This is a genomic window from Stenotrophomonas sp. Steno-C18 (assembly GCF_056393195.1).
This window is the reverse complement of record NZ_JBWJOX010000002.1, coordinates 590,100-610,620: the sequence shown is the minus strand read 5'-3', so window position 1 is coordinate 610,620 and position 20,521 is coordinate 590,100. Positions and strand designations below refer to the sequence as shown.

15 protein-coding genes are annotated in these 20,521 nt (G+C 67.5%); 3 read left to right on the top strand and 12 right to left on the bottom strand.

The features are described 5' to 3' along the window. The 11 genes from AC06FE_RS07320 to AC06FE_RS07270 all read right to left on the bottom strand — a co-directional run. Positions 1-188: transaldolase family protein (locus AC06FE_RS07320; protein WP_478072660.1), on the bottom strand; the 188-nt coding region annotated here is incomplete at its 3' end. Between the two features lie 14 nt (positions 189-202). Continuing rightward, positions 203-1,396 carry a CaiB/BaiF CoA transferase family protein gene (locus tag AC06FE_RS07315; protein WP_192287118.1) on the bottom strand — a complete coding sequence of 398 codons (1,194 nt, stop codon included), beginning with the start codon at positions 1,394-1,396 and terminating at the stop codon, positions 203-205. Between the two features lie 188 nt (positions 1,397-1,584). Continuing rightward, a complete protein-coding gene (locus AC06FE_RS07310) occupies positions 1,585-3,441 on the bottom strand; it encodes a glycoside hydrolase family 127 protein (protein WP_478072659.1) in 1,857 nt (618 codons plus the stop codon). Next, complete coding sequence (locus AC06FE_RS07305) at positions 3,438-5,627, bottom strand: formylglycine-generating enzyme family protein (protein ID WP_478072658.1); 2,190 nt, start codon at positions 5,625-5,627, stop codon at positions 3,438-3,440. The genes AC06FE_RS07310 and AC06FE_RS07305 overlap by 4 nt, the downstream gene beginning before the upstream one ends. Before the next feature lie 37 nt (positions 5,628-5,664). Beyond that, positions 5,665-6,606, bottom strand: a complete 942-nt coding sequence (locus AC06FE_RS07300; protein ID WP_478072657.1) for a ribokinase — start codon at positions 6,604-6,606, stop codon at positions 5,665-5,667. After that, positions 6,603-7,859, bottom strand: a complete 1,257-nt coding sequence (locus tag AC06FE_RS07295; protein ID WP_478072656.1) for a serine hydrolase domain-containing protein — start codon at positions 7,857-7,859, stop codon at positions 6,603-6,605. Before AC06FE_RS07295 ends, AC06FE_RS07300 begins: the two co-directional genes overlap by 4 nt. A 20-nt stretch (positions 7,860-7,879) precedes the next feature. Next, the gene (locus tag AC06FE_RS07290; protein WP_192287113.1) at positions 7,880-10,144 is read right to left on the bottom strand and encodes a TonB-dependent receptor; all 2,265 of its coding nucleotides are present in this window, start codon (positions 10,142-10,144) and stop codon (positions 7,880-7,882) included. 315 nt (positions 10,145-10,459) lie between these two features. After that, a complete protein-coding gene (locus AC06FE_RS07285; RefSeq protein WP_313256259.1) occupies positions 10,460-12,649 on the bottom strand; it encodes a TonB-dependent receptor in 2,190 nt (729 codons plus the stop codon). 405 nt (positions 12,650-13,054) lie between these two features. Continuing rightward, positions 13,055-13,927: a LysR family transcriptional regulator gene (locus AC06FE_RS07280; protein WP_132863914.1), complete on the bottom strand. Its 873-nt coding sequence runs from the start codon at positions 13,925-13,927 to the stop codon at positions 13,055-13,057. Between the two features lie 91 nt (positions 13,928-14,018). Further along, positions 14,019-16,439 carry a sodium:solute symporter family protein gene (locus tag AC06FE_RS07275; RefSeq protein WP_478072655.1) on the bottom strand — a complete coding sequence of 807 codons (2,421 nt, stop codon included), beginning with the start codon at positions 16,437-16,439 and terminating at the stop codon, positions 14,019-14,021. A gap of 60 nt (positions 16,440-16,499) precedes the next feature. Beyond that, positions 16,500-17,351, bottom strand: coding sequence for an HpcH/HpaI aldolase/citrate lyase family protein (locus tag AC06FE_RS07270; protein ID WP_478072654.1), 852 nt, complete (start codon positions 17,349-17,351; stop codon positions 16,500-16,502). 387 nt (positions 17,352-17,738) lie between these two features. Between AC06FE_RS07270 and xth the strand changes: the two genes are divergently transcribed. Then, a complete protein-coding gene (gene xth / locus AC06FE_RS07265) occupies positions 17,739-18,512 on the top strand; it encodes an exodeoxyribonuclease III (RefSeq protein ID WP_478072653.1) in 774 nt (257 codons plus the stop codon). 57 nt (positions 18,513-18,569) lie between these two features. Here xth and AC06FE_RS07260 read toward each other — a convergent pair whose 3' ends face one another. Beyond that, complete coding sequence (locus tag AC06FE_RS07260) at positions 18,570-18,824, bottom strand: GlsB/YeaQ/YmgE family stress response membrane protein (RefSeq protein ID WP_192287108.1); 255 nt, start codon at positions 18,822-18,824, stop codon at positions 18,570-18,572. A gap of 114 nt (positions 18,825-18,938) precedes the next feature. On the opposite strand from AC06FE_RS07260, the gene AC06FE_RS07255 reads away from it, so the two are divergent. Then, complete coding sequence (locus tag AC06FE_RS07255; protein WP_318639532.1) at positions 18,939-19,517, top strand: 4'-phosphopantetheinyl transferase family protein; 579 nt, start codon at positions 18,939-18,941, stop codon at positions 19,515-19,517. 329 nt (positions 19,518-19,846) lie between these two features. Next, positions 19,847-20,485 (top strand): 16S rRNA (guanine(527)-N(7))-methyltransferase RsmG, encoded by a 639-nt coding sequence (rsmG, locus tag AC06FE_RS07250; RefSeq protein WP_192287106.1) that lies wholly within the window; start codon positions 19,847-19,849, stop codon positions 20,483-20,485. The last annotated feature ends 36 nt before the right edge of the window (positions 20,486-20,521 follow it).

Genomic DNA, 20,521 nt, shown 5'->3' with positions numbered 1-20,521 from the left:
CCGCGGCCCCACTGCAGCTCGCGCTCGATCAACGCGGCATACACCGGCAGGTCGAGGGCCTTCTTCACCAGGGTCGGGTTGGTGGTGCAGTCCACCGGACGCAGGCGCTTGATGGCCTCGTAGTCACCGGTATCGGCGACGACGACGGACAGTTCACGCAGCTGGGCGAGCTTGGATGCAGCGGTCATGCGGGTACTCCAGGTCAGTCGGTGGCGCCGTCATCATCGATGCGCGCGATGACAGCCGCGGTGTCCTGGTCGAACACCGGCGCGGCAAACGGCTGCGGGCCCGGGGTGCGCCCGAACACGATGGGACGGGTGATGCCACGGTAGCTGCCCAGCAGCGGGTGCGGCAGGGTGGTGATCATTTCCTCGGCCAGCACCTGCGGGTGCTCGAACATGTCCTCGACCTTGCGCGCGGCCGCGCACGGTACTTCCTCGCCGAACAGGGCTTCCCACTCCAGTGCACTGCGCGTGGCCAGCGCGGCATGCAGCTTGGCCAGCAGTTCATCGGAATGCTCGGCGCGCTTGCGCACACTGTCGTAGCGCGGGTCGGTGGCCAGTTCCGGCAAGCCGGTCTTCTCGCACAAGGCCTGCCAGAAGCGCGGCGTGTTGGCCGAGATGTACAGGTGGCCGTGCGCGGTGGGATGGATGCCGGTGACGCCGCCCGAACGCATGTCACGGCCCACGCCCTCGGGCTCGCCCTCGGCCCAGATCATCCGTGCCGACTGCATGGTCAGCGCGCTGCGCAGCAGCGACACGCCCACGTACTGGCCTTCACCACTGCGCTCGCGCTCGTACAGCGCCGAGGATACGCCGGCGGCGACCAGCGCGGCGGCGTAGTAGTCCACCACCGAGCCGTACAGGATCTCCGGCGCACCGCCGGGCTTGCCCTGCATCGCGCACATGCCGGTCATGGTCTGCAGCACCTGGTCGTAGCCGGCCTTGTCCTTCAGCGGGCCGCCTTCGCCGTACCCGGTGACCGCGCAGTACACCAGGCGCGGGTTGATCCGGTTCAGGCTCTCGAAGTCGATGCCCAGCCGCGCCGGCACGCTCGGGCGGAAGTTGTGCACCAGCACGTCGGCCTCGCGCACCAGCCGCATCAGCACCGCGCGCTGGTCCGGTTCCTTCAGGTCCAGCACCACGCCGCGCTTGGAGCGGTTCACGCCGAGGAACGCCCGGCTTTCCGCTTCCAGCGTGGAGGGGTACTTGCGCAGGTTGTCGCCCACCGGCGGTTCAACCTTGATCACTTCCGCGCCCTGGTCGGCCAGCAGCGTGCAGCCGTAGGGGCCGGCGATGTAGGCGCTCAGGTCGAGCACGCGGATGCCGCTGAGCGGACCGGTGGCACCTTCGCGCGTGGCGACATCAAAGGGAGAAGGGGTGTGGCTTGCAGACATGGGGTTACTCGATTCCTTGCTTGCAGTTTCCTCCCGTGCCACCGGAAGAAACAGATCGTGCGGGTATTTTCAGCGAGGACAAAAACCTTCCACAGCCCATCGAGCGCCCCTGACACCGTGATGGAACGGGACGCATCGTCCTGCCGATGCCGGCAACGCACCTGGCGTGGCCGGCACCGGCGGGTGGATCACGAAGGCGCCAGCGACAGCCAGCTCAGGCGCCATGCACCGTGCTCACGGCCACCGCAGCGGTAGTAGGGCTCGAACACCAGCGGCGCGCGGCAGTCCAGCTGCATCGTCACCGCGGCGCCTTCGCCCCGGTCCTCACCGACCTGCAGCCACTTCGACGGGTCGCCGTGCGGCAGCCGCACCGTCTCGTCGGTCTTGAAGCCGTCGATCAGCCCGGTGGCATAGACCAGTGGGCCATAGGTCAGGCCGACGTACTCCCAGCGCAGCACTTCCTGCGCCACCGGCGAGCCGTCGGGTGCGCGCGATTCCTGCACGTTGATGTTGGCCGCGCGCTGCAGCTGCGGCTGCAGCGGCAGGCGCAGGTTGACCAGGTCACCGGCCTTCCATTCGCGCAGGATCTGCACGAAGCCGTCATCGCCGGGCTGCACCGGCACGGTGATGCCATTGACCTGGATGCGTGCGTCCTCGGCCCAGGCCGGGATGCGCAGGCCGACGCTGAAGGTGGCGTTGCGCTCGGGCGAGACGCGCAGCGTGACCTGGCCGTCGAACGGGTAGCGGGTCTGCTGCTGCAGCGTCACCGCGCCGGCCTCGGCCTGCGGCAGCGTGGCCTGGCCGGGTCCGTACAGGTTCACCCGCAGGCCGCCATCGGCGGCGACGCCATAGGCCACCTGCGGCAGTTCCTCCACCGCCATCGCGCCGGAGGACTTGCAGCAGCGCCAATACGTGGTGTGCACGCGCTTGCCGTTGGGGAAGGTGTAGTAGCACCAGTCCTCGCCGTTGGGCGCCATCGCCGCGAGCAGGTCGTTGTAGGCGGTACGCTCCAGTTCCTCGGCGTAGCGCGCATGGCCGGTGATGGCCAGCAGCTCGCGGTTGAGCTGCATCCAGGCCAGTACCGAGCAGGTTTCCACGTAGGCCTGCGGGAAGAACGTGCGCGGCGCATTGAACACTTCGCGCGAGCGGTGCGCCACGCCCCCCCACGGGCCACCGCCGAGGGTGAGGTGCTGCGCGCGGATGTTGTGCCACAGGTTGTCGATGGCGATCCGGTAGTCGTGCTTGCCGGTGGCCTTGTACAGCTTGGCCAGGCCGACGAGGTTCCAGGACAGCTGGTAGGCCTTGCCGGTGGCGATGAACGCCGCGTCCTCGCCGGCGATGCCCTTGTCGAGCAGGGCCAGGCGCGGATTGGCGTTGGCCTGCTGCAGGACTTTCTCGGCCAGCGCGAGGTAACGCGGCTCACCGGTGACCAGGTACAGGTCGGCGGCCGGGTCCAGCAGCACCGTGGCCGACATTCCGTGGTGATTGCCCAGCGTGGTGATGTCGATGCCCGATTCCAGCGCCTGCCAGCACAGGTCGGCGATGCGACGCGCGGCCTGCAGGTAGCTGTCATCGCCCAATGCACGCCAGGTTTCCAGGAAGCCCAGGATCAGGTAGCTGTGGGTCCAGATGTCCCAGGTGCGCAGCGCCGGCTCGCCGTTCCAGCTTTCCGGCTTGGGCGGCTGCGGCACGGTGAAGCGGCGGTCGGCGGCATAGTTGCCCAGATAGCCATCTTCGTCCTGCTGGCTGATCAACCAGTCGGCGACGCGGCGCAGGTTCGCTTCCAGCTGCGGTTGGCCGCCCTGCGCCACCGCGCGGGCGGTGGCCGAGAGCCACTTGCCGGCATGCTCGCCGTACCAGTCGCCTTCCTGGTTCTGCTGTTTGTGGGCCTGGCCGAAGATGCTGATCGACGGGCTGTCCTCGTCGACGATGAAGTGGCTCAGCCGGCCGCTGCGGTTGGCGGCCAGCATCTGCCCGAACAGGCCATCGAGCCGCACCGCCGCCGGTGTCACCAGCTGCTGGCCGTTGTGGATGGCCGCACTCATGCCGCGTCCACCACGCAACGGAAGCCCAGCATGCCGCTGCGGTCCTTGGCCGGTGCCATCAGCAGGTACTTGCCGTGCTGGTCCAGGCGGTAGGCCTGCGGGAAGTACCAGTGCGAGGTCTGCGGCTGGTAGCTGGAGCCACCGCGCAGGATCGCTGCGCGGGTGTGCTCGTCGACGAACTCGTCGGTCCACTGCCACACGTTGCCGACCAGGTCCTGCACGCCGAACGGGCTGGCGCCCTGCGGGTGTGCGTCGACGTCGGCCGGGGCCAGCACGCGGCGGCCGCGGTTCACGCGCGGCACGCGCGCGGCGTCCCAGTCGTTGCCCCACGGATAGGCGCGGCCATCGCTTCCCTGCGCGGCGTACTGCCATTCCCATTCGTGCGGCAGGCGCTTGCCGGCCCACGTGGCGTAGGCACGCGCGTCTTCCAGCGAGACCCAGATCACCGGCTTGTTGTCCCAGCCGGCGCGCGGCGCGCCGTCCACCCAATGGGCGAGGAAGTTGATGTCATCGGCCGGGTGGTAGCCGGTGGCATCGATGAACGCCTTGAACTGCGCATTGGTGACCGGGAAGCGGTCGATGTGGAAGGACGCCATCTGCATGTGTTTGCGATGGTGGCGGCGCGGGCAGTCTTCCCACGGGAATTGCACGTCCTGTCCGGCCCAGTTGAAGCCTTCGATCTCGACACCGCCGACGGCGAACACGAACTCACCGGCGGGGACAGTGACCATGCCTTCCGGTGCACTGGCCTGCGGCGGGGTGGCCGGGATCTCGCGCAGCTGCTGGCCCAGCGCCTTCCATGCACCGGAATGGCTGTTGAGCGGCTGCGCGGCGCGCGTGGCGGCGTCGGCCATGAAGGCGTCAAAGCCCTCAAGCACCACGCCCGGCTGCACGCTCAGCACCGCGCCGAAGCCACGTGCTTCCATCGGCAGTTCGATCACCGCCACGCCATCGCGGATCGACGGCGACAGTTCCACGCCGTGCCACACATCGTAGTAGCGGGTGCCGTCCACGTGCGGCAGGCCGATCTGCTCGCCGTTGACCGCGTATTCGTTGCGGTTGATGAAGGTGTGCAGGCTCAGCCCATCGACCGGGAACTTGCTGGCGAAGATGCCGCCCTGGTAGCAGACCTGGTACGGCTCCCAGTCCATCGATACCACCAGCTGCGGGAACTGGCGGTAGATCGCGGCGATGCGGCGCAGGGTTTCGCCATCGCGCGCGGTGAACTGGTTCCAGATGCCCCAGATATTCTCCCAGGCGTTGTAGCCGATGCCGTTGAAGAAGCAATACTGCAGGTCGTGGTTGCGGTTGCGGCCCCAACGGTTCTCGTAGTTGACCATGTGGCGCGGCTCCAGCCACTTCCACTTGGACACTGGTGGCACCGGGCCGTCCGGGGCCTTCTTGCCCCAGCTCTGCACGTTCCAGATCAGCTGTTCTTCCGAGCTGATGGTGGATTCGGGCTGCACCACCACCGGGTTGCCGTTGGCGTCGCAGGCGTCGAAGAACGCGCGCGGCACGCCGTTGAAGGTATCGCCGTTGATGCCATCGGCGCCGGTGGCCTTGATGATCTCGGCCATGCCGTCCCAATGGGTCACGCCCGGGTCGCGGGTACCGTGGTCCCACGGCTTGGCCGGCAGGAACACGCGCACGCCGCGCTTCTGGAAGGCCTTCACGGCAGCGGTCAGCCCTTCCAGGCCGCCGGGCAGCGTGTGCGCCAGGTCGAACTGGTTGCGGTCATCGATGCCGATGTTCGGGTAGATGTACCAGATCAGCACCGAGTCCAGCCCGCCGAAGCGCGCGACCAGGTCGTCCAGGTACTTGTCCACGGTGTACTGCGCGGTCTCCACGTCGAAGAAGTAGCGGTCCTCGACCATCATCTGCGCGTGCACGAAGTTGCGCTGTGCCCACTGCAGCTCGGGGCGGCGGTAGTTCACGTCGGTGTAGCCGATCCGCACCAGGTGCTCACGGCGCCAGTCCTTCAGCTCGGTCAGCCAGTCGCCGGCACTGGCGTTGGCGTCGATCATCCAGCTGCCGATGTCGGCGAACGGCCAGGCCGGTGCCTTGCCCGGGGTGGGCAGGTAGCGGCCGGTGGTGACGTGCGAGAACTTGTACTCGGTGGTGATCGCCTCGCGCCCGTGGTCGGGGCTGTCGTTGTCGTAGTCAGGCGTGGGGTACGGCGTGGTCATGGCATTCATCCAACGAAAAACAGGGGGGAGCAAGCGGTCAAAGCGCGCACCAGGCCGCGAGCGCGGCATGGGCGTCGGTGCCGGGGACACGGCCGGAATCGGCCAGCAACGCGGTGACCTCGGCGTGGTCGGGAATGCTGGATTGTGCGCCCAGCCGCGTGCAGGCCAGGGCAGAGGCCGCGCTGGCCGCCAGCAGCGCCTGCTGCAGGGCTTCACCACGGGCCAGCGATGCCACCAGCGTGCCGCAGAACGTATCGCCGGCGGCGGTGGTATCCACCGGCGAAATGGCGAACGCCGGCTGCAGCAGGGTACGGCCTTCGTGCCGCGCCAGGCAGCCGCGCGCACCGAGGGTGACGATCACGCACGGCACGTCCAGCCGCGCCATCCCGCTGGCCAGGTCCGGCGGGTTGCCGGCGACCACGTCCAGTTCGCCCTCGTTGACGATCAGCATGTCCAGTTGCGCCAGCAGCTCGGCCGGCAGCACCTGCGCCGGTGCGGCGTTGAGCGCGACCTTGACCCCGGCCGCACGTGCGGCCACTGCATAGGCCAGCACGGTGTCGAGCGGGGTTTCCAGCTGCAGCAGCAGCCATTGCACCCCGTCCAGCGCGGGCAGGTGTTCGGGCTGCAATGCCATGTTGGCGCCGGGCGCGACGGTGATGGCGTTCTCGGCATCGTCGGACAGGCAGATGAAGGCGGTGCCGGTCGGCAGCTGCGCATCGCGCACCGCGTGCAGCTGCACGTCGGCATCGCGCAGCGAGGTTTCGATCGGCGTGGCGAAATCATCCTGGCCCAATGCGAGCAGCATCCGGGTGCGGGCGCCACCGGCACGCGCGCAGGCCACGGCCTGGTTGGCACCCTTGCCACCGGGGAAGGTGCGGAACTCGCGGCCCAGCACGGTTTCGCCGGGCGCCGGCACGTGCGCGGCGCGGACCACGAAGTCGAGGTTGGCCGAGCCGGCGACAAGTACGGTGGAACTCATTGAATGGCCTGGTAAACGAGGTTGTAGAAACGGGTGGAAGGTGAGGCGAGCGCCTTGTCACCGCTGGGCAGGTATTGCATCAGCAGGATGGCCACCAGCTTTTCCTTGCGGTCGATGGTGAAATAGGTGGACGCCGCGCCCGACCAGCCGAACTGGCCAACGCTGCCGAGCTTGCCGCGGTAAGCCGGGTTGGTGATGACATAGCCGCCCAGGCCGAAGCCCTCGCCCGCGCCATAGCTGCTGATGGCCGGCTCGAAGCCAGCGAGCTGGTCGCTCATCATCAGCTCGACGGTCTTGCGCGAGAGCAGCTGTTGTGTCCCGCTGCGGCCATCGTCGAGCAGCATGTGGGCAAACTTCAGGTAGTCGGCAGCGGTGGAGTACAGGCCGCCGGCGCCGCTGTCATAGCCTTTCAGGCGCACGCCCGGATTGCGCGCGCTGAGCGTGTCGGCCACGCGCAGGCTGCCATCGTCGTTGCTGGTGGGCAGTTCGACCACGCGACCACGCTGCGCCAGCGGCACTTCAAAACCGGTGTCGTGCATCGCCAGCGGGCTGAAGATGCGTTGTTGCAGGAACTGCGCGAACGGCTGTCCGCTGACCACCTCGACCACGCGCGCCAGCAGTTCGGTATTGCTTCCCTCGTAATGGAAGTGTGTGCCGGGCGCATCGGCCAACGGCAGCGTGGACAAGCGGCGTGCAACGTCCTGCAGCGAGGTCGCGCTGTCGACATCGGCCGCGGTCAACAGCTTGGTCGCCACCCGGTGCGTATCCGACGCCGCCGCGAAGCCGCTGGTATGGGTGAGCAGATGGCGCAGGGTAATCGCGCGCGGTGCATCTTCGGTCTGCGGATGTTGCAGGTCGCCACCGGTCACCACGGTGCGGTCGGCGAACTCGGGAAGGTAGCGCGCCAGTGGATCGTCCAATGACAGCTTGCCTTCTTCCAGCAACATCAGCACGGCGACCGAGGTCACCGGCTTGGTCATCGAATAGATGCGGAAGATGCTGTCGGATTGCAGTGGCCGGTGGCCAGCGCTGTCGGCGTGGCCGTAGTGCTGCTGGAACACGATGCGGCCATCGTGCTCGACCAGCGCCACCGCGCCCGGGAACTGGCCCGGTGCGGTGCTGGCCTGCAGGAAGCCATCCAGCCGCTGCCAGCGGTCTCCAGCGTGCAGCAGCGGCGCGGACAGGCACAACAGGAGTGCGGCGCCACGGCGCAGCCAGCGACGGCTGCGCGGTGTTGCGATGGTTTGATGCATGGCGTGCACTCCTGAGCTCATCAGCGGAACGTGTACGAATAGCTCAACGAGACCACCCGGCCGCGACCGGCCCAGTAGTTCTGCCAGCCATCGCCCTGCGAGCCGCTGAGGATGTAGTACTTGTTGAACAGGTTGTCCACGCCCAGCGAGAACGTCCCGAAGCGGCCACTATCGTAGTTCACGCCCAGATCCCACAGCGTGTAGCCGTTGATCTTCTCGTCGTAGTCGAAGGTCTCCCCGTCGTACTCGCGCACCGCCGAGCTGGTCAGGTGGCGGTCGCGCAGCATGCTCGCCCCCAGCGTGGCGTCCAGGTTGGGCAACGCCTTCCATACCAGCGCGACGTTGATCTTGTCCGGGGTGGCGTCGAAGATGCCCAGCGGCTTCTTCAACGGGCCGGCGTCGTAGCGGCCCTGCGGATCCGGGCCCCAGAACGAGGTCCAGCCACGCAGGTGCGTGTACAGGCCGGTGATCTTGAACGTGTCGGTGAAGCGGAACTCACCGGTGAACTCGATGCCTTTGATGTCGGTGGGCGCGCGGGTCATGATGAAGTCGCTGGTCAGCGGGTCCACTTCCAGCGACGCGCCGAAGTCGGAGGTGGAGTGGTACCAGCTGCCACTGAGCGCGCCCCGCGAACCGCGCCAGTTGAAGCCGATGTCGATGTTGTCGACGATGATCGCCTGCAGGTCGAGGATGCCCTTCACCGACTGCCCGGTGTAGTTCACGTTGCGCAGCGGGATGCCGATGTCCGGCAGGGTGAAGCCCTTGCTGTAGGCGCTGAACAGCGAGAACTGGTCGGTCACGCGCCAGATCGCGCCGATGTTGGGCAGGTTGGCGGTGTAGTCCAGGGTGCCGCCTTCGACGAACACGCTGTTGCGGTAGGCCACGGTGGTATAGCTGTCCACGTCCAGCTCGCCGTTCTCGCGGCGCAGGCCGCCACTGACCGTCACCGGGCCGATGTCCCAGCTCAGCTGCGCGTAGGGGGCCACGCTCTTGTAGTCCATCGGCGGCACCCACACGCGGTCGGTCATCACCAGCCGCTGCTGCGCCACGTCCTGCACGAAGTCCACGCCGGTGTGCAGCTCCAGGCCATCCACGCCGAACAGCGTCGGGCGCGTCCACGAGGTGCGCAGGCCCTTCTTCTCCGATTGGATCTCGGACTGGTCGAAGATGCGGTCGGCGTCGTCGGCCGGCGCCGGCTTGACCAGCTGGCGGTCGGCGCCGTTCTCCGGCAGGAAACGCATGCCCTGGTCGGCCTGGTAGCCGACCAGGTCCAGCGTGCCGCCGAAGAAGTCGTTGTGGGTGTACTGCAGGCTGTACTGGATGAACTTGTTGAGCGCATCGCGCTGGCCGTCGATGTGGCCCTTCACCGAGGTGTTCGGGTACGGCGTGTCGCACGGCGGCCAGTCATGCGGGCCCTTGCAGCCGACCACCTGGATGTAGTCGCCGTTGCCGCCGATGTTGAAGTTGCTGTAGGTGGCCTGCAGGCGCTGCTCGCCGTCCTGGCCGAAGTTGAAGCCGCCCTTCATGTACAGGTTGCGCGACTGCGAGTCGGCCAGCGAGCCGCTGGAATTCATGCCGATGCTGCGGCCCTTCGCGTCGTAGGCCATGCCGCGCTCCAGCTGCGAGACGCTGGCCAGGAAGTCGTAGTTGTCCTGCTTGATCGCGTGGCTCAGGCCCAGCTTCCAGCCCACGCTGTCATCGTGGAACTGGGTCTGGTAGCGCGCGCTGATCGTGGTCTCGCTGCCGTCGTGCTCGGGCACCTTGGAGATGTAGTTGATCACCCCGCCGGTGGCACCGATGCCCTCGGCCGCCGAGGGACCATTGATGACCTCGATGCGGCCGATCACGCCCATGTCGGTGAAGGTGCCGTTGCGGGTGCCTTCGCGCAGCGGCGAGCCCTGCGGGATGCTGTCGAACAGGCGCAGCGGGATGCGTCCGCGCAGCGACTCGCCGGAGTTGGTCATCGCCTGCGAGGATTCGGCGTAGCCGGGGATGGTGCGTGCCAGCACCGCGGTGTTGTCCTCGGTGATGACCAGCGACTGCCGGATCTCTTCCGGGGTGATGATCGAGATCGCGCCGGGGATCTTGTCCACGGCCTTGGGCGCGCGCACGCCGGTGACGATCACCCGGTCCAGGTCGGTGGCCTGGGCAGGCTTCCTGCCGCTGCTGCTGGCGGCGCGTTCGTCCTCGCGCGCCTGCGCCGCGTCCACCTGTTGTGCGCGCACACTGTCGCTGACCGCAGCGGCCAGCAGGAAAACCCCCAACGTCACAGGCAAGTTCTTCATGTTCGTTCTTATCTCGATGGATGTATGAGAAGACGCGCTTGAACTGCTTTGCCGCATGCGTGCGGCGACTGCTGCAGGTAATGACCGCTGGCCACGTCCCTCCCGACGCGCCGTGCCCCTGTGGATGCAGCCTAGGCGTGCGCAGGGGCAGGGAAGAAGGACGGGCGGCTAGCTTCAGACGTGAGCTTTTGTTGGTTGAAGAAAGGCGATGTTTTTTCTTGCGACGCAACAAGAAACATCCGCTTGTGACGCATCCGGCAGGCAAAGAAAACGGCGCCACGGTTGCCCGTGGCGCCGTTGTCCATCAGCCCGTTATCAGAACTTGATGGTGTGCGAGAGCGAGACCATCCGGCCGCGGCCGGAGAAGTAGTTCTGCCAGCCCGGCAGCTGCGACCAGGTCAAAACGTACTGCTTGTCGAACAGGTTCTCGATGCCCAGCGACAGCTGGCCGAAGCGGCCGGTGTCGTAGTTCACGCTCAGGTCCCACAGCGCGTAGCCATAGGTGTTCTCTTCGTTGGCGTAGACCGCACCATTGGTCGGGTTGGTGAAGGTCTCCCGCAGGTCGCGGTCGAAGGTCTTGCTCACGCCCAGGGTGGCGTTGAGGTTGTCGTTCGGCGTCCAGGTCAGCGAGGCATTCACCTTGTCCGGCGAGATGTCCAGGATGCCCATTTCCTTCTTCAGGCCCGAACCCGGGTAGTACTGGGTCTGGCCACGGATGCGCGAGTACAGGAAGGTGGCCTTCCAGTGCTCGTTGAAGGTCCAGGCGCTGTTGAGCTCGAAGCCTTCGATCTCGACCGGTGCGCGGGTCAGGATGAAGTCTTCGGTGACCGGGTCGATGGTCAGGGTCGAGCCGAAGTCCGAGGTCGAGCGGTACACCGACGCGCCCACCTGGCCCTTGGCACCGCGCCAGTTGACGCCGATTTCCTTGTTCTTGGTGATCAGCGGCTGCAGGTCGGCGATGCAGGACACGGCCTTGCACGGGCTGTTGGCCTGGATGTTGCGCAGCGGGATGCCGACGTTGGCGATGCCGAAGCCTTCTGAGTACGAACCAAACACCGACCACGCATCGGTGATGCGCCAGATCGCGCCGAAGTTCGGCATGTTGGCCTTGTAGTCCATCTTGCCGCCCTGCACCGGGGTGTGGTCGCGGAAGGCAACGGTGGTGTAGCTGTCGATCTCCAGCTCGCCGTCCTCGCGGCGGATGCCGGCATCCAGCGTGACCGGGCCGATGTCCCAGCTCAGCTGTGCGTACGGCGCCAGGCTGGTGTACTTCATCGGCGGCACCCACAGGCGGTTGGTCAGGGCCAGGCGCTGTTCGGCGGTGTCTTCCACCATGTCCAGGCCGGCGCGCAGGCGCAGGCCTTCGACCTTGAACAGGTCGCCGTAGGCATAGCCGAAGCGCAGGCCCTTCTTCTTGCTGTTGATCTCCGACTGGTCCCAGATGCGCTGGTCTTCCGGCGGTGCCGGCTTGGTCAGCTGGCGATCGGCACCGTTCTCCGGCACGTAGCGCATGGCCTGCTCGGCCCAGTACGCATCGATGCTCAGGTCGCCGCCGAAGAAGTCGGCGTTGGTGTACTTCACCGCGAACTGCTCGAAGTCGTTGAACTCGGCCAGCGAGCCGGCGATGGAGCCCTTCTCGGCGGTGTTGGTGGTCGGGTTCGGGCAGCTCACCGGGTCGAAGCGGCAGCCTTCCACCGGGATGTAGTTGTGCTTGCCGCCGATGTGGAAGTTGCTGTAGCTGGCCTGGATGCGCTGCATCTGGCCTTCGCCGAAGTTGTAGCCGCCCTTCACGAACAGGTTCTTGCTGTACGAGTCCGACAGCGAGCCGGAGGTGTTCAGGCCGACGCGGCGGCCGTCGCCGTCATAGGCGATGCCACGGTCGATGTAGGCACCGCTGATCAGGAAGTCGGCCGCATCATCCTTGTAGGTGTGCATCACGCCGATCTTGGTCTGGTCGCTGTCGCCCTTGAACTGGGTGCCGTAGCGGGTGGAGATGGTGGTCTGGTGGCCATCCACTTCCGGGTTCTTGGACAGGTAGTTGATCACGCCACCGGCACCGCCGATGCCTTCGGCGGCGGACGGGCCGTTGATGACCTCGATGCGGCCGATCACGCCCATGTCGGTGAAGGTGCCGTTGCGGTTGCCTTCGCGCAGCGGCGAACCCTGCGGCACGCCGTCGAACAGGCGCAGCGCGATGCGGCCGCGCAGGGTCTCACCGGAGTTGCTCATCGCCTGCGAGGATTCGGAGTAGCCCGGCACCATGCGTGCGAGCACGGCGGTGGCATCTTCGGTCAGGTTCAAGGTGCGCTGCACCTGCTCCGGGGTCACCAGGGTGACCGCGCCGGGGACCTTCTCGATCGCGACCGGGGTACGGGTACCGGTGACGATGACCTGGTCCAGGCTGACCGCATCGTCATGGGCTTTGCTTGCATCCTGCGCCATCGCCGGCGCAATGGCGCTGGCAAGCAGAACAGTGCTGATGGCAGCAGTAAGTGGCTTGATCATTGCTTCCTCTCCCCCTGATGTGGAAACGGTGTACAGACAGCTGGGGGGCGGCCTGCACCGGTAATCGAGACGGGGACTTGTGCCCCTTTCATGCTGCCGTTTGATGCACCGGTGCCCGCGTGGGAACGTCAGGCGCACCTTCGACGATGGGCAGAGACTAGGGGCGGCTTTCTGGCGAAGGAAGCGCGACTGGGTATGTTCATTGCCTAGTGTTTGTTGCGATTGGACGGTGCTGGAACCGCCCCGGAGACGGGGCGCGGCGCCATGCTCGGCCGGGGCGTTCCCGGCAAGGCCAGCTGCCGGGCATGGCCCGGCACTGCGCCAACCCCGCACCGCATCGCGGTGGGGTGCAGCCATGTTCGGCGGGGGCTTTCCGGGGGATGCCCACGCCGGGCATCGCCGGCATTACCGGATCAACGCGGCGCGGGCTTCTTCCAGCAGGGCGTTGACCTGGCGCAGGCGCACCGAGGCGCGCGACCAGACCAGCCCGATCCGGCGCGGTTCGCTGGGCTGCGGCAGCGGCAGGCTGACCACCGAAATGCCTTCGGGCCAGGGCTTGGCCCAGTCCGGCACCAGCGAGACGCCCAGGCCGCGGTCCACCATCACGGCGATCGCGTTGAGCGCATTCAGCTCGAACCGCTCACGCGGCACGATGCCCACCTTGCGCAGGTATTCGTCGGCCTGGCGGCCACCCCATTCGTGCCGGTCGTAGCGGATCAGCGGCTCCTCGCGCAGCAGCTGGTGCGGGTCGCAGCCGGCCAGCCGCGCCGGGGCCAGCACCACCAACGGCTCCTCGCGCAGCAGCTGCCAGTCGCAGGTCTTGGGCAGCGGGAACGGGGCCTGCAGCACCATCGCCGCGTCCAGGTCGCCCGATTCCACCGCACCGTACAGGTCGGCCGAATAGCCCGGCTTGATGAAGACGTTGATCTCCGGGAACTTGGCCACCATCCGCGCCAGCATGTCCGGCACCAGCCCGCCCAGCGCGGTCGGGCAGGCGCCCAGGCGCAGCTCGCCGGCCATGCCGCTTTCGTTGGCCACGCTGCGCAGGTCAGCCACGTCACGCAGCAGGTCGCGCGCCCGCTGCAGGATGCGCGCGCCCTCCTCGGTGACGCTGACGGTGCGCCCGGCGCGGGCGATCAGCGGCGCCCCGAGCTCACGCTCCAGGGTGCGGATCTGTTGGGCCACCGCCGCCGGGGTGATGTGCAGCAGGCGTGCGGCCGCGGCCATCGAGCCACGGTCCACGACGGTGACGAAGGTATTGAGGAACTGGGTTTCCACGGTATGACCTCTCAGCTGGCCGCAACGCTACACCAGCCGGCCGGCGCTGGCGATGCGACCAACGTCATGGTCCTGGCGTCGTGGCTGGCCTTCACACCGCGTCCTGCTTGTAGATCGTCAGGCCCTTGAGCGAGCGGGTGGGGGCGGGGAAGCACAGGCTGGCCAGGTAGCCGATCACGATGCACAGCATGATCGAGATGGCCAGGTAGAAGTACGGGTGCACCAGCTTGAACCACCAGGCCACGAAGGTCAGCACGATCGAGGCGGCCACGCCGATCGCCACGCCCTGCGAGTTCGCGCGGCGGGTGAACATGCCCAGCGTGTAGGCACCGGCGAAACCACCGCCGAGCAGGCCGGCCAGTTCGATGGACACGTCGAACAGCGAGTGGATGTCGTAGCGCGACATGATCAGCGCCAGGCCGATCGCCACCAGGCCCACCATGACGGTGGAGATCTCGGCGAACAGCACGCTCTTGCGCGGGTTCGGGTTCTTGGCCAGGCGCTCGTAGAAGTCCACCGAGATCAGCGTGGCCACGCTGTTCATGATGCTCGACAGCGTCGCCATCGCCGCGGCGAACACGCCGGCGATGATCAGCCCGGTGACGCCCGGCGGCAGTTCGGCGGCGATGAACAGCGGGAAGGTGGCATCGATCGGCAGCAGCGGGTCCAGGCGCTGCGGGTTGTTCTTGTAGAACACCCACAACGCGGTGCCGATGCCGTAGAAGATGAAGCCGCCCGGGATCATGATCGCGGCGAACGCCCAGATCGAACGCCCGGCTTCCTTATCCGACTTGGTGGCCAGGGTGCGCTGCATCAGCACCTGGTCCTTCGGGAAGGTCAGCACCACGTCGAACACCACCAGGAAGATGAAGCCCCACACGGTGGCCTTGGTCAGGTCGAAGCTGAAGTCGAACAGCTTGGTCTTGTCTTCCATCGCCGCGGTGGCGACGAACTCGCTGAAGCCGCCCTTCAGCGTCCACACGATGAAGCCGATGGCGAAGATCGCGCCGCCCATCTTGACGATGACCTGCACGAAGTCGGTCCAGATCACCGCCTTCATGCCACCCATCGCGGTGTAGATGATGGTGAACACGCCCATCATCATGATGCTCCACACCACGCTGATGCCGGTGATGGTGGCAATCGCCAGCGCTGGCAGGAACAGCACCACGCTCATGCGCGCGCCGATCTGCATGACGATGCACAGCGCGCTGGCGAGCATGCGGATGGCCGGGTGGAAGCGGGTTTCCAGGTAGGAGAACACGCTCATCAGGTCCAGCCGGCGCAGCAGCGGCACGATCCACACCGCCACGAACATCAGGCCCAGCACCGCGATCAGGTTGTTGGTCAGGTACTGCCAGTTGGTCTCGAACGCCTTGGCCGGGATGGCGATGAAGCTGATCGAGCTGGTGTTGGTGGCATACAGGCTCACGCCGGCCGCCCAGAACGGGATGCTGCGGCCACCGACGAAGAAGTCGGCGGTATTGCCGCGCTTCTCGCGGAAGTAGAACCAGGCGCCCATGCCCAGCATCGCGGCCAGGTAGACGATGATCACCGTCCAGTCCATCCAGCCCAGCAGGTGCTTGCCGGTCTGCATCTCGAAGGTGTGCAGGCTGCCGTCGGCGCTGGCCCAGGCCAGGCCGTTGCCCCAGCTGGCGGTGGCGGTCGGGGCGTCGGCGCCGCTGCCGGCCACGGTCGCCCAGGCGCTGGTGATGGTGTGGAAGGTGCGCGCGTTGACCGCGCCCTGGCGGTCACGCACCTGCATCAGCAGGTGGGCCTGGCCGAGCGCGCGCAGCGAGCCGGGGACCAGCGTGCCGTCCATGCCCGGCAGCGACACCCAGCCCTTGTCGGTGGTCCAGCGCCACAGCTGCTGTGCGTTGCCGGCAACCGGTGCATCGACCACGTACAACGCGCCCTTCTGGGCCTGCATCGCCGCGGCGGCGGCATCGCCCGGCCACATCGGGGCCGGCACCCAGGTGCCGTTGCCAGCGGGCCGGCGCAGCAGCTGGCGCTTGCCGGCACCATCGACGCCGGCCACGTACAGGTCACCGTCCAGGGTGGTGGCCACCGCCTGTGCCAGCGGCGAGGGCAGGGGCAGCGATTGTCCGGCCACCAGCGCATCACCCTTGCGGGTGACCTGATCCAGGCGGTTGGCCTGGCCGGCACCCTCGCCGACCAGCAGCCAGCTGGCATCGCCGTAACGGACCAGGCCGTGGAGCGCATGGGCGGGGGTCTTGCCCAACTGCAGCGGCTTCCAGGCCTGCTCGCCCTTGCCCAGGTACCAGGCGCGCTCGCCTTCCACGGCCAGCAGCTGGTCCTGCAGGGCCAGCATCTGCTGCGGCGCACGGCCATCGGGCAGCGTCGGCAGCAGGCCGGTGGCCACGGCATTGAGGCTTTCCCCGGCCGAGGCGATGCCACCGGTCACCAGCAGGGTGAGCGCCAGCAGCAGGCGCAGGCCGAGGGAGAGGGGGCGCTTCAGGAAGGCCGGTGCATTGGCCGCGTGCTTGGACATGGGATGGACCCCGGAAAGTAAAGCGGAGGCGCCGGCCCAGGCCGTCACCTTGAGGAAGGATCAGGCGTGGCCGGCCCCGGCGACGATGGCTTCGGCACGGCGCAGGAACGGCAGGTCGACCATGCGCCCCTCGAACAGGAACGCGCCGCGGCCCTGCGCATCGGCCTGCTTGGCGGCGGCGAGGATACGCCGTGCCTCGGCGACCAGTGCCTCGGGCACGCTGAAGAGGGTGTTGGCCAGCGCCACCTGGCGCGGGTGGATGCAGCTCTTGCCGATGAAGCCCAGCTTCTGCGCCATGGTTGCCTCGACCGTGAAGCCCTCGGCGTCGGCCACGTCCGGCCATGCGCCGTCGCAGGCGAACACCCCGGCTTCGGCGGCGGCCATCTTCACCGCGAACAACGTGGCCTGCACGTTGGCCGGGTCACGCGCGATGCCGTTGGGCGCGAACAGGTCGCCCAGGCCCAGCTGCAGCCCGGCCACGCGCGGATGCGCGGCGGCCAATTCGGCGGCGTTGCGCAGCCCGCGCGGGGTCTCGATGTTGATCAGCAGCCCGATCGGCTGGGCTACGCCGTTGGCGGCCTCGGCCTGTTCCAGCGCCGTGGCGACCTCGCGCACCTGCGCGGCCGATTCGATCTTGGGAATGTTGAGCAGCCACACGCCGGGCACGGCCACGGACTGGAGGTCGGCGGCGAAGTGCGGGCTGTCGGTGGCATTGGTGCGCACGATCAGCAGCTTGCCGCCGGCCACCACCTCCGGGCGCGCCAGGAACGCGGCCACGGCCGCCCGTGCAGCCGTCTTGCCGGCTTCCGGCACGGAATCTTCCAGATCGAAAGACAGGGCATCGGCCGGTCCGGCCATGGCCTTGTCGAACAGCTCCGGACGTGCGCCGGGCACAAACAGCTTGCTACGCATGGGGTTCCCTCTAACCTTGAGGGCAGTCTGCGCAAATCGGAACCGGGAAAAAGTGTATTCCCGAACATTCATGCAATAGCGTTTGTTGCGCTTTGCCGGATCAGGCCGCCCACAACCTGCCGCCCCGGGCGGTGCCGGGCCACGCGCGGCGGGGGCTCTACCGGGAGTCCCTCGCGCCGGACATGGCGCTGCGCAACCCATTCAGTTTTGCTGCCATGACGGCGAGTCTGGCCGACATCGCCCGCAACCCCGGACCCCTCCCTTCCCCCGCAAGCGGGGGAAGGTGCCCGAAGGGCGGATGGGGGCGCTTCTGATCCGGCACGTACGCCACATCGCGGCGCTCGGCCCAAGGGGGCCATGTTTCCCCACCCCGGCTAGAATCCCCCCATGAAAATCGCCTCATGGAACGTCAACTCGCTCAACGTCCGCCTGCCGCACCTGGAACAGTGGCTGGCCGACTTTGCCCCCGACGTGGTCGGCATCCAGGAAACCAAGCTGGAGGACCACAAGTTCCCGGACACGCGCCTGCTCGAACTGGGCTACCGCAACGTGTTCGCCGGGCAGAAGACCTATAACGGCGTGGCGCTGCTGTCGCGGCACCCGATCAAGGACGTGCAGATCGGCATCCCCGGCTTCGAGGACGAGCAGAAGCGGGTGATCGCCGGCACCGTCAACGGCGTGCGCATCATCAACCTGTACGTGGTCAACGGCCAGGACGTGGGCACGGACAAATATGCCTACAAGCTGCGCTGGCTGGAGGCGGTGCGTGGCTGGATCGCCGACGAGCTGCACAAGCACCCGCAGCTGGTGGTGCTGGGCGATTTCAACATCGCCCCGGACGAGCGCGACGTGCCCGACCCGATGGTGTGGAACGAGAACCACATCCTGACTTCCACCGCCGAGCGTGCCGGCCTGCGCAAGATCCTGGAGCTGGGCCTGCACGACGGCTTCCGCCTGCACAACGACGACGGCGGCATCTTCAGCTGGTGGGATTACCGCGCCGCCGGGTTCCGCCGCAACCTGGGCCTGCGCATCGACCTGACCCTGGTGTCCGACGCGCTCAAGCCGCGCGCGCAGGCCTCGGGCATCGACCGCGAGCCCCGCACCTGGGACCGCCCCAGCGACCATGCCCCGGCCTGGGTACAGTTGGCGCAGGGCTGAAACGGCAAGGCCCGGCCATTGCTGGCCGGGCCCGGTCGAATGGCGCCATGCTGCGTTTCAGCGGATGCTCTTGCGCGTGAACAGGTTGACGATGGCCAGCAGGATCACCGCGCCCAGCAGCGACAGCACGAACGAGCGCAGGGTGATGGCGGCATTGATGCTGCCACCGCCAAACAGGAAGCCGGCGATCATGGCGCCGATGATGCCGACCACGATGTTCAGGATGATGCCCTGCTGTGCATCACGGCGCATGATGAGGCTGGCAAGCCAGCCGACGATGCCACCGATGACCAGCCAGACGATGATGCCCATGCGTGTATCTCCCAGCGTGAATGCACCCGGGGACGGTGCGGTGCGGACAGTCAACGCGCACCGCGGTGAACGTCCTGTTGAAGCGGCGGTGGTTTGTTCAGCATGAGGGGTTACGTGGAACGTTGGGATTTCGACCCGGTGCGGGTCTGGCTGCTGCCGCATGTCCCGGGCACGCGCGGCGAGCCGCAGGCACGCGTGCTGCTGGCCGATGTGCTGGGCAGCACCCCGCAGGACCTGCCGTTGACGCGGGATGAGCGCAATCGCCCGTGGTTGATCGGGGAGCTGGCCCACTACGGCACCGGCTGGAGCCACAGCGGCCCGCATCTGCTGGTGGCGCTGGGGCAGGGCGCACGCCTGGGGGTGGACCTGGAACAGCAGCGGCCGCGCCGGCAGATGCGCGAGGTGATCCGGCGTTTCTTCCACCCGCAGGAGATCCAGTGGCTGGACGGGCTGGACGACGCGGCATGCCAGCAGTGGTTCTTCCGGGTGTGGTGCGCCAAGGAAGCCCTGTTGAAGGCGCACGGGCACGGCATCTCGTTCGGGCTGGAGAAGCTGCAGTTCGCGCCGGACGCGGCGGGGGCGCTGCAATTGGTGTGGTGCGACCCGGGACTGGGCGAGGCTGGCCGCTGGCACTTGCACGAGTGGCAGGCCACGGCCGATTTCCGCGCGGCGCTGGCGTGGTATCCGCTGTGATGGGTGGGTGGTATCCACTGTGATGAGCGAAACGAAGAAAGGCCGCGAAAGCGGCCTTTTTTATGCTTCTGCTCCAACCCCCTCCCTTGCGCCAAAGGCGTAGGGGAGGGGGGGGTAGCTGTTGCTGTTGCATTTGCCCCGACCGATACCGTCCCGGTCCTTTCAGTAGGCAAAGCCAGAGCCAGAGCGACCCCTCCCCAACCCTCCCCTACGCCTTCGGCGCAAGGGAGGGGGCAGAAGCAGCGCTAAAGCCAAAGCCAAAGCCAAAGCCAAAGCCAAAGCCAAAGCCAAAGCCAAAGCCTTCCCCCGCTCCTGCGATAATCCCCGCCATGAACGACACCTCCCTCCCGCCCGACGTCAGCACCGACCTGCAGCAGGGCCTGCAGGCCATGGGCCTGGACGCCGCGCTCGCCCCCCCGCTGCTGGCTTACCTAGCCCTGCTGGTGCGCTGGAACCGTACCTACAACCTCACCGCCATCCGCGATCCGCGCGAAATGGTCACCCGTCACCTGCTCGACTCGCTGGCCATGGCCAGCCACGTCACCGCCGGCACCCTGGCCGACCTCGGCACCGGCCCCGGGCTGCCTGGCATCCCGCTGGCCATCACCCACCCGCAGCTGCAGGTCACCCTGGTCGAGAGCAATGGCAAGAAGGCCCGCTTCCTGCGCGAGGCCGTGCGCCAGCTGGGCCTGAAGAACGCCCGCGTCGCCGAGTCGCGGGCCGAGGCGCTGGATGAGCCCGGTGCCTACGACAACCTCACCGCCCGCGCCATGGACACCCTGGCCGGCATCGTCGAGGTCGGCGGTCACCTGTTGCGCCCCGGCGGCCAGCTGCTGGCCATGAAGGGCGTCTACCCGCACGAGGAGATCGCCCAGCTGCCGGCCGACTGGCAGGTACTGGAAGTGCGTCCGCTGCAGGTCCCCGGCCTGGTCGGTGACCGCCACCTGGTCGTGGCCGAACGCAGGTAAGCCCGGACCCGCTCCAGCCGGCCCCACGCCGGCGGG

Coding starts and splice junctions, on each gene's coding strand:
- AC06FE_RS07315 (WP_192287118.1), bottom strand. CDS start 1,396: ATGTCTGCAAGCCACACCCCTTCTCCCTTTGATGTCGCCACGCGCGAA.
- AC06FE_RS07310 (WP_478072659.1), bottom strand. CDS start 3,441: ATGAGTGCGGCCATCCACAACGGCCAGCAGCTGGTGACACCGGCGGCG.
- AC06FE_RS07305 (WP_478072658.1), bottom strand. CDS start 5,627: ATGACCACGCCGTACCCCACGCCTGACTACGACAACGACAGCCCCGAC.
- AC06FE_RS07300 (WP_478072657.1), bottom strand. CDS start 6,606: ATGAGTTCCACCGTACTTGTCGCCGGCTCGGCCAACCTCGACTTCGTG.
- AC06FE_RS07295 (WP_478072656.1), bottom strand. CDS start 7,859: ATGCATCAAACCATCGCAACACCGCGCAGCCGTCGCTGGCTGCGCCGT.
- AC06FE_RS07290 (WP_192287113.1), bottom strand. CDS start 10,144: ATGAAGAACTTGCCTGTGACGTTGGGGGTTTTCCTGCTGGCCGCTGCG.
- AC06FE_RS07285 (WP_313256259.1), bottom strand. CDS start 12,649: ATGATCAAGCCACTTACTGCTGCCATCAGCACTGTTCTGCTTGCCAGC.
- AC06FE_RS07275 (WP_478072655.1), bottom strand. CDS start 16,439: ATGTCCAAGCACGCGGCCAATGCACCGGCCTTCCTGAAGCGCCCCCTC.
- AC06FE_RS07270 (WP_478072654.1), bottom strand. CDS start 17,351: ATGCGTAGCAAGCTGTTTGTGCCCGGCGCACGTCCGGAGCTGTTCGAC.
- xth (WP_478072653.1), top strand. CDS start 17,739: ATGAAAATCGCCTCATGGAACGTCAACTCGCTCAACGTCCGCCTGCCG.
- AC06FE_RS07260 (WP_192287108.1), bottom strand. CDS start 18,824: ATGGGCATCATCGTCTGGCTGGTCATCGGTGGCATCGTCGGCTGGCTT.
- rsmG (WP_192287106.1), top strand. CDS start 19,847: ATGAACGACACCTCCCTCCCGCCCGACGTCAGCACCGACCTGCAGCAG.